Consider the following 20,353-nt stretch of genomic DNA (forward strand, 5'->3'; position numbering starts at 1 on the left):
TGTCGCAAGACCGCCAACCATTAACAACCACGCCCTATTGTGAAAGGTGAACTATCGAACGACGCAAACGGATTTGGACAAGAAATGGACATTAACCTTGCTAAACCCAAGGTGACCATATATGTCCTGTCTCTGGTCGTCCTGTCTCTGGTCATGAACGGGACAGACAATTAGCTGAACTTATATTTTATGCTTAAATCATCTAGTGTGACTTTACCACAACTTGCCCCCTCGAAGTCCTCTTTAGAAACCTCTACACTTTTCATGCCCCCTTGCAGGCTACCGGATATGTATCTGAGTATATATTTACCGTCCTCACACTTAATCGACCATCCAGCTCCCACATATTCGGTGGAATTACTTTGCCGCTTACCTTCCGGGTACGTTCCTTTTTTTACTTGAAAATATTTTGACATCAGTTATATCCCCCGTTCAACTCAATAACTGTATAAGGTGGCTTCTTACTGAAGTCCACCACAGCTTCAGATATCCCTCCTGAGGTTTGCCCCCCAGGCCTCCAATTTGAATTTGCTCCACTCTCATTTCCTGAAGGTACGCGCAAACTGTTCAAATCCTTTTGTTCTATATGAACAATAACAGTATCAACACCGTCTAGGTACCCTTTTGATAAGCCAAGCTTTTCTTCCACAACTCTCAAATCACCGTTCGCCTGTACAACTAATGAATCAAATTCTGATTTTGGCATCACAAACCCTCCATCAGGTCCGAGAGTGCCATAATCCTCAATCCCAGATTTAGACGTAAACCTAATCGCACCCTCATCAAACTTAGTCAGATGTTCGTCAATTTGAGTCTGTGTCATATACTCTGATGGTTCAGGGCGTTTTCCTTTAGGAGTCATAATGATGTCTTCTAAAGTTTCAGGTGACAGATTGGTTTGCTTACTTAGCTGAACATAATCGACCAATGGCCCTGAGTTCGCATTATCAACCCCTTGATAAAAGTCAATTTCTCCATTTTGTGAGCCTTCAACTACCTTCACTTCCTGATACTTATCCACCACCTTGTCCAGAACCTTGCCGCCCACCTTCGCAGCCAGGATTTCCAGCCCTACTACACCGGCATCTTTCAACAGCTCGATATCCGGACTTACATCCCCCTGGTGGGTTGTACCACTCAACGACTGCGTAACGCCTAAGCCCTCTGTATGAGTGTAGTCACCAAGCACTTTATCCAAACCTGCATCAACTTCAGATTGACTTAAGGCGGTAACGGTCGCGCCGGCAGGCACTGCCAGGCAAGTCAATCCTGCACTGGGCGCGCAACCAACAGCACCACCGACAGTCATCGCCACACCACCAGCCACACCTGCCACACCTGCAGCAGTCTGAACAACACCACCTACCACTGTCAGTGCGTCATCGTTGCGGGTTAATGCATCGTTAAACTCATCCCGCCAGCCATGCGTAAACTGACCTGCTGCATCTTCACCGAGGATTTCAGATAAATTCATACCTTGTTCCTGCAGGCTTTCACCAGCTTGTTGTAATGCCTGCAAGTCTTTATACAGCGGGTCTGTTTCAGAAACGCCATTGGCACACTCTACTGCAGCACATGCCAGAGCATTAAGTTGCAGATGGGCAACTTGCTTTTCTTCGGCGCTGAGCGAACTATTGCCCTGAATAACATTCCGCACTTTATCCAGCGTCCGGGCTTCGTTCAGCGTAAGGCGGCGATGGTCTAATGCATCAGGATTCTCAGTGCTATATGCCGCATTATTACCTGCCACCAAACCTTCATTACGTGATTTCTCATCATTACTACTGCCGAGGCTATGGTTGTTACCATTCACCAGGGCCGAACCACTTTGCGCAAAGTTAAAGCCCAGATAGTCTGCGGTAGCATCGCCCATAATGCCGGCGTACTCTTCCCTATTCGCCTCGTATTGATCACTCTGCACGGCATCCGGATTTTGCTGATTATCCAGATAGTGCTGGGTTTCATGCCCTACGGTATTGACCGCTTCTGTAGCGTTGTTGTGCGCCAGGTCATTGACGTAAACAACATCGGTATCACGCGAGTAAGCGCCTGCAAACTGCGGGTCATTCTCCATCAGCACTTTGGCTTCGGCAGGCTCTACGCCCATTTCCGTGGCGATGGCACTGGCCAGGGCGTTATAGGCCGCTTCCTTTTGCTGTGGTGTTGCGTTGTCGTTACTGAGCGTCGCCATATGCCCGGCATTTTCACCGTTGAGCACGAAGTTCTTGGTGGCAGTAAAGTACGTCTGCTTATTGCCGATGTGCTCGCGCAGCGAACTTTCGCCCTCGCCGCCGCCGGTAATAGACACGCTGTCATTCTTGGCAACGTCAACGATGGATTCACCCAGGATCTCGGTGCGCTTAACATCCTCCGCGATTTGCTTGCGGCCGTCCTCACTCAGCAATCTATGGTCCACCGTCAGCTCTATGTTGCCCTGTTGGCGGTCGACGCTATAAATTTCCTTATCGATAGCATCCACATCGCGGTTGAGACCGTCCGGCGAGGCGTCTTCGCCGCCCACGTTCTCTCCACCCACGGTAAGGCTGCCCTGACCTATGGTCGCCAATGTCTTATCCAGGCTCTGGCTGTTTTCATTCCGGTAGCTGTAGTTGCTGCTGTTCAGCGTCAAATCAGTATCGCTCTGATTCGGATCGGCCGGGTTGGCGGCATTGCTTACCCCAACACTGGCATTTACGCCTATGCTCTGATTGCTGCTATAGCTGCGATTAGTTAAGTCGGTAAAGGTTAGGCTGCCGGTATTCAGGCTTAGCTGGCCGGTGTCTTTGCCGTCTGTATCCATGGCGGCAATTAAGGCGCCGGTTAGTTGGGTATGACCATCTACCGTCATGTCTACCGTACCGCCGGTAATGCTGCTCAGCAGGGTTTCGGTGCTTTGGTAGCGGCCATTGCTGGCGTTGAGCCCGCCGTTAACGCTACTGACGCCCTTGCTGGTGTCGCCGACCGAATTGAAGCTGGTCGACGCCGACTTGCCGGTGTTTTTACTGCTGTCACCGCCGAAGCCGAAACCGCCGGAAACACCGAAGCCCTTGTTGCTGCCGCTGAATCTGTCCTGCACAGATTCCAGCGTTAAGTCACCGCCGATAGCCATATTGACTGCCGTGGTGCCATGTAGGTTGCCACCAATAATATTGGCATCGCCGTTGGTAACAATATTAAGCTTGTCGGCCGTGAGGCTACTGTTGTTGTGTGTGGTTTGCTTATCCTGCTGCTGGCTGCTGTTGAAGCCGGCACTGACCGTTGGCCCGCCCGCAGCCCCCCATACCGTTTGCGCTATGGTCAGATTGCCGCTTTGGGTATCGGTTTCTGAGCGCTGAGTGTCCTGGCTGGCCAGCACATTCAGCTCACCGGTATAGATATTCAGGCTTTGCGTGGCATTAAGCGCACTGCCCTGAATAAGCGTATTGCCGCTTTTGCCATCACCGCCGGTAACAATATTGATATTGTCGCCGCTGATATTGGACGCCAGCGAGCTGGTGGCATCCAGGCTGCTGTCGGTCTTGCTGGCGGCAATATCCAGTTGCACGCCGGCGTTGAAACCGTAGGTCGCCGAACTTTGTGCCGCCGCTGCGGTTTGCTGCACCAATAGGGTGACTTTGCTCACCACATTCGCTGTCGCAGTGGCAATGCCCGCCAGGTACCAGGCCTCATCGCCCTTGACATCGTCCAGCAGGTTTTTCAGCTCGACAATATCACCATGGTTAACACCCGGTGCTCCCGCAGCGTAATCCGCCTCCAGTTGCGCCAGGGTGTTTTCCAGCTGGTCTTTTTCTTTCCGGTATTTACGATAATCCGCTTCTGCCTGTTTTACCTGGTCTTTGGCTTTATCCACCGCTATCACAGCTTTGGCAACTTCTACCGCCTGATGCTGCACCACTACGCTGATTTCGGCGCTGCCGTGCACTTCTTCCCGGGTTTCGCTATAGCTGTCTTCGGCTTCTTTCACCAGCACATCGCCATCGGCGAGCAAGTTCACAGTGTCACTGGCACTAACGGCCGAGCCTTCAATCAACACGTCGGCCACCGAATCTAAACTGATGCCATCGCCTGCGTTCAGCTCACTGCCTTTATGGCTGGTGGCATTGCCGGCAAAGTCCACCTTGTCATAAGTCGCGCTGGCCAGGCTGATTTTTAACTGGCCATCTTCCGATTTAACCAGTTCATCCGGCCGGCTCAGGGCTTTTAACCCACCGCCAATGCTCACGCTGATGGTTTGCTCGTGCGAGTATGTCTCTGTGGTTTCCTTCGCCGCCAGTACCTGAATATCACCAATGTCCGTGCTGACCTGTATGCCTCTATCTGCATCCAGCGCCGAGCCGATTACCGTGGCACTGCCCGCATCAATGACGATATTGCCGCCGGCGTTGATAACCGAGCTGTCGGCAGTAACGCTGGCTAAACCCGTTAAGGTTTCACTGGACGAGAACAGGCTACCGCCGCTGAAGAAGCCACCGGATTTAGTGCGAGACTCACGAATACTGCTTTCTTCACCGGAGGCTATCAGCACCTCGTTAAAGGCGGTCAGGCCGATATTGTCACCTTCCAGCCCGCTGGCCAGTATGTTCAGGTTGTTACCGGCATCCAGCTGAATATTGCCGCCGGCCGTTAATGTTGATCCGGCTAGCAGGTCGTCTTGTGCCAGCTCTTCACGGCTGTTCGATTTTAAGCCGCCAAAGCTGCTTTTACTTGTGTGGCTGTAGTCGTAATCCTGGTAGGTACCGGCTGTCAGCGTAATATCCTTACCGAAGGCCATAATATTCTGCTCTGCGTTCAGCTCACCGCCCTCCAGGGTGATATTGCCACCCGGCAGCTTAGCCACATTACCTGCTGCGTCCACAGTCGCATTCAGCAGGATATTGCCGGCCGTAATAGCAGTGCCCTGCACTTCCTCATGCCGGCTTACGGTTTCGATAACTTTCTTCTTGAAGGTACTCTTTTTCGTGGTTTTATCGGCATCGTAGTGTGATTCCACCACCGCCAGCAGGTTCATATCATTAGCCGCTGTAAGGGCCGCTATACCTCCGGCGCTAAATTGTGCCCCCTCTGACTGCAGATTATTGCCCGCCACCACGCTTAAGTTACCGCCGGCTTCCAGGCTGACCACATCGTAACTGCGGTCCAGCTCGATATCGTGACCACCTTTAAAGTACTTCTCGTGGCCACTGAGCTTCTCTACGGCCCCCAGCAGCACGTCATTAGCGGCGTTCAGGCCGATATCACCTGCGGCGCTTAACTTGCTGCCCTGCAAGTCAATATTATTGCCTGCTGTCATGCTCAGGCTGTCGCCGGAGACAATCTGCGGCGCCTTGCCTACTGTGGTGTAGGTTGTGCTGTTTTTGCCATCCTGCACTGTATGCTGGCTGAACTCGGTGCGGTTGATGATGTCGCCACCGGCGTTCAGCTGTACCTGGCCGCCGCTGAGCAGGCTCTGGTTAATCAAGTCGTTGCCGGCGTTGATGCTCAGTACATCGCTGCCGGTTAGCCTGCCTAGGTTAGTGAAGTCGCCGCCGATATCCAGCCACAGGGTGTCGCTTTGCAACGTCATCTTGTTGGTGAAATCGCCGCCCAGCTGCAGCCCCAGCAACTTGTCACTGTCCAGAAAGCCAAAGTTGCCCATGTTCAGGCCGGCGTCGCTGCGCAGGATCAGGCCATCACCGGCGGCTATGCCGCTGTCTATGTTAAAGCCGGCATCGGCGGTAATATCGATTACGCCGCCGGAACTCAAGGTAACGCCGTCGGCCAGTAAATCGTTCTGGTTGATGGCGGCGTACAGGGTCTGCTGGCCTTTATTGATGGCGTCGGCATCGAAGCCTAAGTCTTCGGTCAGTACCCGCATCTGTTCATCGGTAATAAACACGTTTTGACCGGCACTCTGGTCTGCACTTTGTCCGGTAACCCGAGGCAGAGCGCGATTGCCCTGTGCACTGCTTTGTTGCTGCGCCAGGGTGGCTTGCTGCTTATCTATTTGGCCTTTGATAATCAGGTCCGGGTTGTCGCCACTGGAGCCCGTTATATTGCCATTGCCAACCAAACCACCGCCTTGCTGCTGGCCCGGCTCTGTTACCTCTAGTTGCGGCGCGTCGCCTGACGACAGCTGCATGTTGGCCGCCAGATCAGGAGACATGAAGCCGATATTCTGCACTGCGACATCTGCCTGTAACGCATCAGCCTGCCGCCGCGTTGGCTCGGTCAGCTGTAGCTGACGCACACCGCCCTGTATGACCACCCGCTGGGCGGCGTCGGTGCTGATATCAACATCTTGCAACATAGTGTCGGCATTAAGCCGGCGATTATCGCCACTGACAGTTGTGTTGAGATCTTGCCGGTTAAGCTGCCATGAGCCGTCAGCAATAGCCGTGTCCAACATAGGATCACCGGCGCGGTCAGCAGAGGCTTTGGCCGTCCGCTGCACATTAGCCGTAGTAGCACCCGCTTGCTGCTGCGCGGTTTGTGGTATTGCTGTACCAGGGCCGGCACCGTTAAGACTCTTGCCTTGTTGCTGCACAATGTCCGGGCGTGCTTCCCCCTGCTGTAAGGGCGCTACCGCCCGGCCAGACAACTTATCGACCTGTACCACAGTGGTACCTGTGTCACTTAAGTGCTGCGATTGTAAAGTTGCGCCAACGGTTGCGTCAGTACCACGTTCGGCCTGCTGCCGTGTTTGTAATGTTACGCTGCCGGTCTGGTTTACCTGCTGTTGCCGACCCTGCAGTGCTGTGTTGTTGGCCACTGTCTGGCCTGCGTCACCCAGGGTGTCTAACTGACGTGCCGTGGCATCCGCCACAGGGCCAATCGCCACATCGTCAACCCGGCTGCCGGGCTGTACGCCGCTATGGCTGACATTGTTGTCACGCCAGGCGGCATTAACAGTACCGCTGCCGCCGGCTGTTACGCCACTGGCAGTACGGTTAGCACCGCCGGTATTGTTGGCATTACCACTGCCGCGGTTAACCACAACCGTGCCGCTACTGCTGGCGCCGGTGCTGTTACCACGCGCTGCACTGCCACTGGAGCCCGCCGCCGAAGTCGATATCCCGGACACCAGGTTACCGTTTAGAGGGCTGGCGTTAGTTAACGCCACTTTATCCTTCAACGAACCGGAAATACCACTGCCGGCATAAACAGTGCCTATACTGCCGCCGGTGTAAGTTGTTTCTGTGTACTCATCAACGAGTATTGGATCACCTGCATAGCCCGGCCCGGGCTCCGCACAGCCCCTATTAGTGATACCTACCAGGCAGCCAACGACAACGCTCTGCTCATAAACCTCAACCTGGTGAACTTGCTGGTTAGAGGCGGATCTGCCAATAAAATCGGTACCGCTAAGCGCCAGGTTATTACCGGCAGAGATAGTGCTGTAGTTATTGGTGATATGGCCATCGAGATACATATCTCTGCCCGCCGCAATAACACCGGCAGTACCGGATAACTCTGCGCTATAGGTTGTAGTAGTGCGTTTTTCACTCGTTACTTTGACTGTTTTCCTTGGGCCATTTTGGTCGTAGTCGTAGTCGGGGTCACCACCGACATAACCCTTTCTGGTCGTTACTGCGCCATCAACAAATTCAACCGTGCCTGTATGATCATTCAGTATGGTACCGCTGATGCTCAGGTCCCTTGCTGCTGCAATAGTGCCGCCGCTATTGGTGACAGTCGCGCCACTGATAATGGCGTCCAGATTAGCGTAGATATTGCCGCTATTGCTGACATTACCGTCGATAGTTAGCAGATTTCCGGCAAACAGCAGGTTGCTGTTGCTGACATTGCCATTGACATCTAAATGACTGGCTGCGGCCAGGGTGCCGCTGTTGTTGGTATTAACAACATCCAGTGTCAGCCTGCCGTTGCTGCTGATGATACCTTTGTTGGTCAGCTTATTCAGATCCAGCACCGCATTACCGCCCGCGCGGATAACACCGGCAGCATTATTACTCAGCTCTGTGGCATCTAGATCCAGCGTACCGCTGGCGGTAATATTGCCACTGTTGGTAATATTGCCACTGGTTTGCAACTGCAGATTGCGGCCGGCACTCAACTGCTCGCCACTTTGCAGCACTATGCTGCTATCGCTGCTCAACAGCAGATCACGGCCATAAATCTGGCCTGCAGACAGGCTGTTCGCCGCTATATCGACGGTGCCGTCAGACTGCACCTTACCGCTGGCATTACTCAGTGTACGCACATCAACATCTACTGCACCGGCACCAGTGAGAGTGCCACTGTTAGTCAGGGTACCACTGCTGTCAATATCGACTTTACCGGCACGGCTGGCCAGAGTACCGTCGTTACTGATATTGCCGGCCGTTAGTGTAAACAGGTTGGCAGCAGAAATGACCCCGGCATTATTCAGCCCGGTACCGCCATTCAGGCCGATAGCGCCATTACTGATAATACGAGAAGCGACAGCGTCATTGGCCACAGAAGTTGCCGAGATAGTCAGATCACCGCTGCCCGCCAGCAGAATACTGCCGTTATTATTATCCAGTGCGGCACTATTGAGCGTCAGGTTGCTGCCATTTGCCGCTATATGGCCATTACGGTTAAGCAAGGTACCACTTTGGATGCTGTTGGAGCCGTCGCCAGTACCGATAATCTGGCCGTTATTATTGGTAAGGGTACCAGTACCGGTTAGCCGATAATGGCCGGCTGACAGCACACCATGACTGTTATCAAGGTTACCCTGCGCATTCAGCACTAACTGACCGCTGCTTTGTACCAGGCCGGACTGCTGGTTCAAATTGCCGGCGCTGTCCAGGGTTAATACGCCTGTGCCACTGTGCCTGATCTGGCCGTTACCGTTATTCAACTCACCGCTGCGGGTACCAAGGGTAAAGTTGTTATTTGTGACCTGAATAACACCGCCGTTGTTACTCAGGCTGGCAACCTTGATTTGGCCATTATTGCTGCCCAAAGAGGTAATAACACCGGCGTTATTGTTTAACACTCCCGACGTCAGGCTGAGGTTCTGCCCCTGTATGGTGCCTGTATTGGTCACGCTGCCATTGGTGTTGATAGTCAGGTTGCCGTCGCTTAACAGGCGGCCGCCCTGATTATGCAGCGCACTGTTAACCTGCAGATTACCTTTGGTGTATAGCTGGCTGTTATTGGTGAAAGTACCCGAGCTGTTAATCAGCATACCCTGTCCGGCATACACTGTGCCGGCACCGATAATGCTGTTTCGAATGGTGGCGCTACCGGCGCTGGCAATGCTGCCGCCGGCATTGTTGATAGTGCCGTTGCTGCCCAGCAGCAGGCTGCCGTTGCCGGCATGGATAATACTGCCACTGTTGCTCAGATTACCGCCAAAACTCATATCCCGGCCACTGTTATATAGGGTGCCGCTGTTGCTCAGTTGTGCCACATTAAGCTGCAAACTGTTGGCTGTGGTACCGGCATTGACCAGTACACCCGCTCCCTGATTCTGCAAGGTATTGCCTGTGTAACCGGCCTGGTTGCTTTCGATACGGCCGGTGTTTTGCAGCAAGGTAAAGCCGGATGCATTCAAGTTATTTGCCGACCAAGTGCCACTGTTGTTGATACTGGCAGCCTTTACCACGGCATTATTACCGCTGTAGAGTAGGTGGCTGTTGTTCAGGCTGGCAGCATCCAGTCGCAGGTCATTACCGGCGGAGATAACACCGGCATTGGAAATGGCTTTGCCCGCTGCATTGATCCTGATATTGTTCGCCGCCAACACAGCGTCGGCCTGATTTGTCAGGCCGGCATTCAGCTGCAGCTGTTGTTGTGCCTGCAGGGTTCCGCTGTTATTAACATTGCCGGCATTCAGTAGCAGATTGGCATTTGACGCTATGGTACCGGTATTAGTTAAATTGCCGGTTTGAGATAAGGTAAAGGTACCGGATCCCAGATGGAGCAGTTTGCCGTTGTCATTACTCAGGTTTGCCAGCGCCAGGCTCCAGTTGCGGCCATAGCTGGCAATAGTACCGTTGTTGTTAGTCAGCTGGTCGATATCACTTAGCTGCAACGCATTATCGCTACTCCCGGTGGCCAGCATAACGCCGTAACTGTTGTTTAGCGTAGCGGTACTTAATGCCAGTGTCTGAGCACTAATGGTTCCATTTGTGTTATTCAGACTCTGCCGGTTACTTAGCTGCGCAGTTCCCGCCTGTACTGTACCTGCGGTATTATCAAGCTGCTGTGCGCTGGCCGTCAGATTGCCCGCCGCCTGCAGTAATCCCTGACTATTATTCAGCTGTGCCGTTACTGCCAGTTGCACGTCAGCATTAGCGGCCAGCGTGCCCCGGCTATTATCAATGCTGGCCGCATCAATACTAAGAGTCTCAGCGGCAAACAAGACACCTTGGTTGTTGTTCAGAGCACCGTCCAGTTGCATGCTGATATTGTTGGCAATCAGGTTGCCACTATCGTTATTCAGCACACCGCTGCTATACAGCTTCAGTGTGTGATTACTTTCTATCCGGCCCGCGCTATTGCTCAGTTGCCCGGCGCTGATACTGGCATCGGCCACGGCAGAAATCCGGCCGGCGTCATTATTTAATACTCCAGTACTGTCCAGTCTAAGCTGTCCCTGGCTGGCGATCACACCGGCATTGTTGCTCAGAGTCCCCAAACTGATGTCCATCGCGGCGGCTTGCAGCAGGCCGACATTGTTGCTCAGTTCAGCAGCTGTGACTGCCAGGGCCGCGTTACTGGCCACAGTACCAGCGTTATTATTCAGCGTGGTATCCACCGTCAACAGCAGGCTGCCATCGCCTTGCTGGTATATCAGGCCAGAATGGTTATCCAGACTGCCGGCGGCCAGCGACATAGTATCCGCCGCGCTAAGCACCCCCGCCAAGCTGTTATCAATGGCGCCGCTGATAGCCAGCTGGTAGCTGCCGGCAGCCGAAATTTTACCACCCTGATTAACCAGGCTGCTGCCATTGATATCCAGCTCTCCATCGGCATGGATCAGCCCGGCATTGTTGCTGATAGCCGTGCCGGCCAGCTGCAGCTCGCCCGCGGCCTGCACCACTCCCTGGTCATTGTTGACCACACCACTTAATGCTACGGCCCCTTCGCTGAGAATACGGCCCTGCTGGTTATTCGCCAGTGCACCGATATCTAATCTGCCATCGCCCAGCAATACCACTTCGCCTTGCCGATTATCCAGTGCTGTACGCAGCTGTATACTGTTACCGCGGCTTTGGATCAGACCGCGCTGGTTATTCAGCATCGTGCCGCTAATTTGCAACACGCCGTCTGTGGCGAGGGCTGCAATAGTGCCGTCCGTATTATCCAGCTGGTTACTGTTAATAGACAACTCATCACCGAGCAGATAGCCACTGTTGCGCAGTTGCTGCGCCGCCAGCTCAACTGTCGCTGCCTGCAGCAACCCGCTGTTGTTAAGCTGCTCTGCCGCCACGGTCAGTACAGTACCCGCGCCTATTTCACCACTATTGTCCAGTGTCTCCAGCGTCAGCTGCATCTGGCCGGCACCCTGCTGTGAGACCACGCCTTGGGCATCATTTACCAGACTCTGTGCCGACAGTGTCATATCACCCTGACCGGTATACAGGATGCCACCACTGTTCTGTAAGTCGGCATTCAAGGCAATGCCCAGGCCTCTGCCCGCCAAGACTTGGCCGACAGTGTTATTCAGGGCACCCGCCTGCAACTGTAATTGTTGTTCGCTTAACAACTGCCCCGCACTGTTATTCACCGCATAAGGCGTGACCAGCGCTAACACACCGCTGGCACTAATCTGGCCGCCACTGTTATCCAATGCCACGCCATCCTGTTGCCCCTGCAATGCCAGGCTCAGCCCGCCCCGGCTTACCAAGGTGCCAGCCGCATTATTGACATGACCAGCCGTCAGTTGCAGCTTGTCTGCCGCTTCTATTACACCCTGTTGGTTATCCAGCTCATCCGCCTGCAGCAGCACACTGCGGCCACTTAACAGCCCCCGATTGACCAGCGTATCTGTGCTTAGCTGTAACGTCTGCCCGGCGCGGATCTTCCCGCCTTCATTCAGGCTCAGCTGCATCGTGCTGAGCGCAAGATTACCATCACCGGCAATCACGCCATCGCCCAGCACCAGTTGCCCGGCCTGCACGTCCAGTTGCGCCGCAGTACTGACAATAGTGCCGCCGCCATTGTACAAACCGCCAGCCACCTTCAGTTCGGCCGTATCGCCCTGACTGCTCAGTTCGCCATCGCGGTTATCCAGCGCCGTGACATCCAGCAGCAGATTGCCGCCGTTATGAATAACACCAGCGTTATTGTCCAGCTCGCCGCCGCCCACACTCAGCGCGCCCAGCGCCTGCAGCAGGCCTTCATGGTTGAGCACCTTACCGGTCACGCTCAACGCATTGGCCGCATACACGGTACCCTCCCGATTGGATAACTGTGCCAGCTGTAATTCACCGCTGCCGGCATGTATCAGGGTGCCGCCATCATTATTCAGGGCATCACTGATCACCAGCTGCTGACCATGGCTCTGGATATGGCCACGGTTAACGATACCGTCGCCGACACTCAGCTGCAGCGCTTCGCCCACAGTCCCCGTGACCAGCAACAGACCGTCATTCACCAGCTGTCTGCTGTTAAGCTCGGCATTGACCGCCTGGATAGTACCGCCGTTAGTCAGGCTATCGGTTGTAACAGTCAGCGTACCGGCATCCACCAGCCCGCTGTTATCCAGCGCTGTTGCATTGATGCTCAATTGCTGCGCGCCATGCACCGTACCGCCGTGATTACTTAGCGTGCCGCTGCTGCTAAGCTGTAAGCTCTGCCCGGCCTGCTGGCTGATAATACCACCGTCATTATTGATACTACCTGCATCGATATTGGCTGCCCCAGCTGTGGTAACCACCTCGCCCTGACGGTTATCCAACGTCTGCTCGACCTGTAATAACAGGCTGTCGTTGGCCGCTATCAGCCCGGCATGGTTGCTTAAGCTGCCGGCTTGCAGCAGTAGCTGCCCACTTAAGAGTTGGCCGCTGTTGTTATTGAACGCTGTGGCATTGAACTGCGCCTGCTCCGCCTGCAGTAAACCATTACTGTTAATAAGACTGGCGGTTGACAACACCATATTAGCGGCACCGATAACACCGGCAGTGTTATCCAGCGTTTGTTGCCCGTTAATTTTCAGTTGCTGCTCGCCAAAGGCCAGTATTTTACCGTCTTGGTTCAACAGGTTGTTCAGCGCTATGGTTGCACCCTGTTCAGTCTGGATAAGCCCCTGATTATTGTTGGCATTCCCGGCTGTCAATAGCATGGAACCTTCGGATATGACTTGTCCCGACTGATTATTCAGGCTGTCCAGTACCTCAAGCCGCAACACGCCGACACCCGACTGCGCCAATGTGCCAGGATTGGTTAAGCTGGTGGTAGTAAGGGTTAAATTTCCCTTACCGAGAATAGTGCCACTATTGGTCAGTGCGGTGCTCTGCAGCAATAATTGCTGCTGTGCTGTCATCAGACCACTGTTATCTATGTTATCCGCGGTCAGTTGCAGGCTACCCGCTTCAATAGCGCCGTGATTGACTAGGGCATCCGCCTGAATATGCAGTTCCTGTGCACTCAGTTGCCCTGCCGACGTTAATTGCTGTGTATCCAGCCTCAGGGCATCGTTACTGGTGATCACTCCGGCACCGTTATCAATTGTCGCTGCAGTAATAGCCAAACGCCCGCTGCCGGCTAACGCTATTGTGCCGGCCCCGTTCAGTAGACTCCCCGTCGCAACAACCGCCTCACCGCCACCGCTGTATATTGTTCCCAACCGGTTATCCAGTTGCTCTGCCACTTCAACACTCAAGCCGTTACCTTGCTGAGCCAGCGCAAGTACTTGGCCACTACGGTTATCCAGTTGCGTAGTGCTTAAGCTGATTGCCTGCGCCTGTAATTCACCGTTGCGGTTATCCAGCACATCGGCCTGCAACGCCAGACTGCCGCCACTGTATATTTGTCCCTGCTGGTTGTTCAGCCCCTGCAGTGTGTCAATGCTTAACACACCAACACCGAAGTGCAGCAGCTGGCCGTCACTGTTGTCCAATGTCGATAGTTGTAATGCTAAATTCTCGCCCTGGCTGGCTATAACGCCCCGATTACGAATGCGCGCCGCGTCCAGTTGCAGGCTCTGCTGTTCTCTGCCGCTGGCCAGCAACAGGCCGCCGTTATCCAGTAGCTGCAGCTGAAGTTGGGCCTGTTCCGCACTGACTTCACCCAAGTTAACCAGCGTATTGCCCTTTACTGACAACTGGTCTGCATTAACTACTCCGCTGTTGCTCAACGTGCCGCCCTCAATTGTCAGGCTATCTGCGCTAAGCTGACCGTCATTGTTCAGCACTGTGCTAACCAGCTGCAACTGACCTGCACTTTCTATCTGACCACTGTTGTGTACGGCGTCACTCTGCAGTTGCAGGCTGCCGACACCACTATGGCTAATCAACCCGCTATTATTCAGCACCATGGCATTCAGCTCTGAGTGCTCACCGGCGCTATATATAGTACCGTTCAGGTTGTCCAGTTGTTCACTGACATTAATGCTCAGGCCCGGCTCCGCCAGCGCCAGAATAGTGCCATCGTCGTTCAGCAGCCGCCGGCTGCTTAGCTGGACTTGCCCGCCCTGCAACACACCGCCGATATTGCTCAGCAGCTCACTCTGAATGCTCAGCACACCACCACTGGAAATCTCACCTTGCTGGTTCAACAGCGTTACCGCATTGATATTGCCCTGTTGCTGCGCCTGCAGCAGACCGCTGTTACTTAATTGCTCAGCCTGCAATTGCAGCTTATCGGCATAAACCAACCCGCTGTTTTGCAGCGTTTCCCCTGACAATTGCATAGTGCTGGCCGTTAACTGGCCATCGTCTTTGTTGTCCAACTGCACTATCTGCGCATTTAGCCTGCCGGCACTGATAACCCCGTTGTTATTCACTTCGTTGCTGACCAGCGCTAACTGCCCTGCCAGTAGCTGGCCTTGCGCGGTGTTATCCAAGCTCTGTAGCGTCAGGGCGGCATCCGTGGCAGTGATGCGACCTTGCTGGTTATTTAGTTGCTTTGCAGCTATCGTCAATTGCTGCTGCGCCTGAATATCGCCGTCCTGGTTCAGCACTTGCGCAGCATTCAGCACAGTGTGTTGGCCATTGGATGCAACAAACCCGGCACTGTTATCCAGTGTGCCGGTAACATCAAGCGTCAATCCGTCGCTACCCAACGCCAGTAACCGCCCATGGCGGTTATCCAGCTCTTTTGCACTGAGGTGAAGGCTGTCTGCCTGCAACAGGCCGCTGTTATTTAGCTGCTCAACCTGAACATCTATATGATTTTCCGAAACTATCTCGGCAGTATTTGTCAGCTGACGGGCGGTTAATTGCAGCACACCATTACTACTGATCCGGCCACCTGCATTGTTGTCGACGACATTGGCTTGCAACAGCAGACTGCCATCACCTGTCTGCAGAATATATCCATTGGCATTGTTCAAATGATCACTGGTGATCACTGCCCCCTGACCAGCGCTTGATATCTGGCCATCGGCATTATCCAGCGTATCGGCGATACGGATGGCCAATGCTTGTCCCGACTCACTAACCGCTGCCAGTTGCCCGGCTTGGTTAAGCAAAGTGCTGCTGTCGATCTCCAGCTGTCCGCCGATAATACGGCCCGCACTGTTATCCAGTAATTGCTCTACCGTCAGCTTCAATCTTTGCTCACCCAAAGCCAGTACATCGCCACCAAGATTATTCAGGGCAGAAACATCTATGTCGGCTGCACCGGCAATCTGCAACAATCCTTGATTATTATCGAGTTGCTGTGCGACAAGATGAAGGTCACCGTTGGTTATTATGGCGCCCGTTAAATTATCCAGCATATCCAGTGTTTCAATGGATAACATACCATTGCCGGCATGCAGCAGAGTGCCACCCTTGTTATTGAGCTTGACCTGATTGAGCTTAAGTGTTGTGCCGTTACTGACTATCGTACCGCTGTTACGCAACTGCTGCAGGTTAAGCTGCATGCTTTCACCTGTCGTTGCAGACGCCAATATGGTGCCGCTGTTAACAGCATCCAGGGCTGAAACAATCAGTTGCCGCGCTGCCAGCTGGCCACTGTTATCTATTTGCTGCGCCGCAATTTGCATACCCTGCTCTGCAACCAGCAGGCCACTGTTATTCAGCTGTGCAACCTGCAAGTTAATATCAGCAGCCGTAATCTGGCCATCAGATTGCAATAGCTTGGATTGCAACTCTAACTGACCACCCGCTGATACCTGCCCTGTTGCATTATCAAAATTATCGCTGACAACTGTGAGTACATCTGTACCCGCCAGCGCAATAACACCGCCATCATTGTTGAGCACATGTGTGTTAACGCGTGCCGACTGCCCCGCTCCCAGCAACCGCCCCAACTCGTTATGCATAGTGTCGCCAATACTGATATCGAACGACTCTCCATATTCATGGCTTGCCAACATAGTGCCGCCGGCATTGTTAAGCTCATCGGCACGCAGTACAAAACGCCCGGCAGTCAGTTCTCCATTCCGGTTGTCTATATTCTGCGCCTCAACAGCCAAGGTGCCATTAACAGAGATATGACCACTATTACTCGCCAGTGTTGTTGCTGTAATGCTCAGCTGATCGCTGTCAACAGCAATAGCGCCATTGATATTGGATAATACTTCACTCGCTATATGACTGCTCTGGACTCCACCCCCCAGCACTCTGCCAGCGTCATTGTTCAACACCCTGTGATTCAAACTGATACTGTCAGCGGCTTCGATAACACCGGCATTGTTGAGCAAGGTATCCGATTGCAAGACTAACCGGCCTGTTGTGATCAACTGCCCTGCCTGGTTTTGTAGTTGTTCCAACGCGTCGATGCTGAGCACGCCTGCACCCAAGTGATAGATTTGTCCTTGCCGGTTATCAAGCTGCAGATTGCTCAGCGTCAGATTTTCACCATGGCTTTCGATACGTCCATGATTATTAATGATATCTGCTAACAGGTGCAGCGAATCGCCCTCTTTCCCTGTAGCCAGCACTGTGCCGGCATTATCCAGTAATGCCGTATTTACCTGCAATTGCTGCCCCTCTATTCTGGCCAGGGCATCATTGGTTAGTGAGGACGCATCAATAAACACCTGGTTGGCACCAATTATGCCAGCCTCAGCGTTGTGCAGCTGAGTAGCGTTAATCTCCAGTTGGTCGCCGGCGACAACTGTACCTTGACCATTATTAAGCTGCGTTGTGTGTAGTTGCAGGTTATGACCAGAGAGTAATTGGCCATCCTGATTATCGATACTACCCTGTACTTGGGCGTAAAATGAATTGGCGCCCTGTATTACACCTGAGCGGTTATTCAACTCTGTTGCGGCCAGCAGCAGATCCTGCTGACTGTTAATGACACCTGCAACGTTAGTTAACTGCTGAGTGCTGATATCCAGCTCTGCTGTGGCCAGCAGTTGCCCGGCGGTATTATCCAGCTCATCGCTGCTCAGCTTGAGCGAGTGTGCAGAAATGACCCCACGCTGGTTGGTCAGCAAGGGGCTGTGTAGATTCAGCTCAGTTGCGGCTCGGATAACGCCGTCAGTGTTGGCTAACTGTTCAGTGGTTAACTGCAGTTTATCGGCCAGGATCTGACCTGCACTGTTGTTGACGTCGGCAGCAGCAATACTGACATCTCCCAAAGCCGAGATATAACCAAACTGATTATTTATACTGTTACCCGTTAATAGTAACTCGCCGTTAGTTTGAATTTGTCCCTGTATATTTCCCAGTGTGCCAGCACTGATCTGCAGGCTACCATTGTTGCCTGCCAGCACAATGCTACCGCTGGTATTATCCAGTTGTCCGCTGTTAAGTTCGGCAAAATTACCGGCTGCTTTAATAACCCCCAGTGCGCTGTTATCTATGCTATGGCTGAAATTTAACGACAGGTTTTTCCCTGTGGTAGAAAAAGCACCTATTGTGCCGGAACTGTTATTCAGATCGATGCCATCTAATGCCACCTGTTGCGCAATAATAACGCCTTGCCGATTGTCCAGACTTGCCGCTGCTGCATTGATAGTATCGGCATAGACTTCACCGTCGATGTTGCTAAGCAGAGGTGTACTTAACGTCAGGTTGCCACCACTATGGATAAGCCCCTCATCATTGCGCAACTGTTCAGTGGCAGTTAGGGCTAAACCGGCAGTACCGGACAACAGCAGTGAACCTTGCTCATTAATAATCTGCTTGCTGTTGAGCGTTAACTGTTGGCCTTTAGCCAATATTAAACCCTGGCTGTTATCCAGCGTATCGGCGATATTCAACTGCAAACTTGCACCGGACTCACCCAGTGCTACTACACTACCCAGCCGGTTGTTCAATTGCTGTGCACTGATATCCAATTGTGTTGCTTGTACATTACCGGCTCGATTATCAATGTTAGTCGCTGCCAGCTTAAGCTGCTCAGCACTGAGCGCTCCTTGCTGGTTGTCAAACTGTCCGGTCGATACCAACATACTACCGTTACCTATGATCAGGCCATCACGGTTACTTAGATGTTGCTCGGCCCGCAGCGATATTTCGCCCGATCCAGAATGATAAATCTGACCGTCATCGTTATTAATCGTTGTTGCAGACACAGTGGCGTCTGTGGCAAAAAGCATATTGCCGCTGTTGTTTAATATGTTGGCAGTTAAATCGCCCTGGGCCAGTAGCTGTAGGGTCCCGTTGTTAATGATCTCGGCGGCAGTAATGGTCGCATCATCAGCCATTAACCAGTTTGTATTATTATGTACTTGTCCGGATGCATTAACCTGTGCGGTACCCTCGGCGACCAGCACACCAGCATCCAGCCGCAGATCTTGGCCGCTAAAACTTAAATGACCGGCTGTCCCGGTTTGATAAACAGCACCATCTGTCAGGTTAAATTGCTCAGCATTAATCGCCAGTTGCTGAGCCTGGATATGGCCAGAATTCTGTGCCGTTTCTGCATCTAATATCAGACCGGTGCTGTTAAGGGTTCCACTGTTGTCAAACACTGTTGTCGTAAGCTTTGTTGCACCGGCTTGCATCGAAGCTCCGCCAACGTTCTGCAGCTCTTTTGCCGACACTTCCAGCTGCCCCTGACTGATAATGCGGCCCTGATTCACAGCAGTACCGCTGATATGCAGTTGCTGCTCCGCGCTATCGAGCCATTCACCCTGCTGATTTATACCGGCAATCACATCACCGTTCTGCTGCAATCCTGCAGCAGTAAGCTGCATATTATCTGCCGCGGCGATTAAACCACTGTTATGTAATGTACCAGCCAGCTCAATATTGACATTTTTCCCATACGTGGTGCCATGGGTAATCACATCAGCCCGATGTGAACGCAGCGCCAGCTCAGAACCCGCAATAGTATCTTTTAGCTGCAACTGTCCGTCGGCTGTCAATTGCAGACTGTCAACCGCATTGATCAACCCTTCACTACGCACCCCTAAGCCAGCTTCGGTGCCAATCAGGCTGATAGTGTTGGCATACATGGCACCCAATGCAGAGGCATCCAAGGCAAACTGGTAGGAAGATATACTATCTGTTTGGTTTGCATTCACCCGCACTTGTTCCCGGCCGAAATCATAATAATTACTGCCGGTGCGGATATTGAGTTCATCGGCATACAGCCCCGCATTTAACCGCATAGCGCGGGTCAAAATATCGAACTTGTTAACATTTGATGCATTTAGGCCAGCGCCATCGATAAGCACATCACCGCTGGAAATGTTGATCCCCATCAGGTCGCCGTTGAGAAAATCCGGGACACCGGTGGCCAGAACAACGCGCGGGGTATTGATAAAACCACAGCCATCACAGCTGATACCATTGGGGTTGGCCAGTACGAATTCAGCGGCGTCCCCCAACACTTCGGTATACCCCAGCAAAGCTGAACGGCCGGTACCTGTGACTTCGGCCAAAATGAGCTGGGCAGTACCGCCTGCTAGACGGCGGTTACCATCGGTCCAGCCACCAAGTGCTGACAGTGCAGGCCCCTGACTGTTATTTAAGATTAAGCCATCGGCAGAGACATTAAACTGTGTAAACTGGTTATGAGACACACCGCTTTGGCTCGGCGCGGCAATATCAATCACCTGAGTACCGTTAGCAGAATGCTTTTGCGCAGCCTGTTGTCCGGCTGCCAATTGTGCATCTGTGCGACTGGCTTGAGCAGCGACCTGCGTCTGCAAGCGTATACGCTGCCACTCTTCTGCCGGGTCATCAGCCAAGCGGTTAAGCGTACGCTCAATACCGTGCGCCGCCATAATTACCGGATTACCGGCCAAGATGGCAATTAAAGTGCGCGCTACAACAAGACGCCATTTCATGCTAGACATACCGGTTCTTCC

General features: G+C 53.1%; 1 protein-coding gene. It reads right to left on the reverse strand.

The features are described from left to right. Positions 1–415: 415 nt before the first annotated feature. Positions 416–20,341: a two-partner secretion domain-containing protein gene (locus HC757_RS16070; protein WP_169565405.1), complete on the reverse strand. Its 19,926-nt coding sequence runs from the start codon at positions 20,339–20,341 to the stop codon at positions 416–418. Positions 20,342–20,353 lie beyond the last annotated feature (12 nt).

The sequence above is a fragment of the Shewanella salipaludis genome, assembly GCF_012911865.1.
Taxonomy (GTDB): Bacteria; Pseudomonadota; Gammaproteobacteria; order Enterobacterales; family Shewanellaceae; genus Shewanella; species Shewanella salipaludis.

Bases quoted from the DNA above. Each gene is read 5' to 3' on its own strand.
- HC757_RS16070 (WP_169565405.1), bottom strand. From the start codon at position 20,341: ATGTCTAGCATGAAATGGCGTCTTGTTGTAGCGCGCACTTTAATTGCC.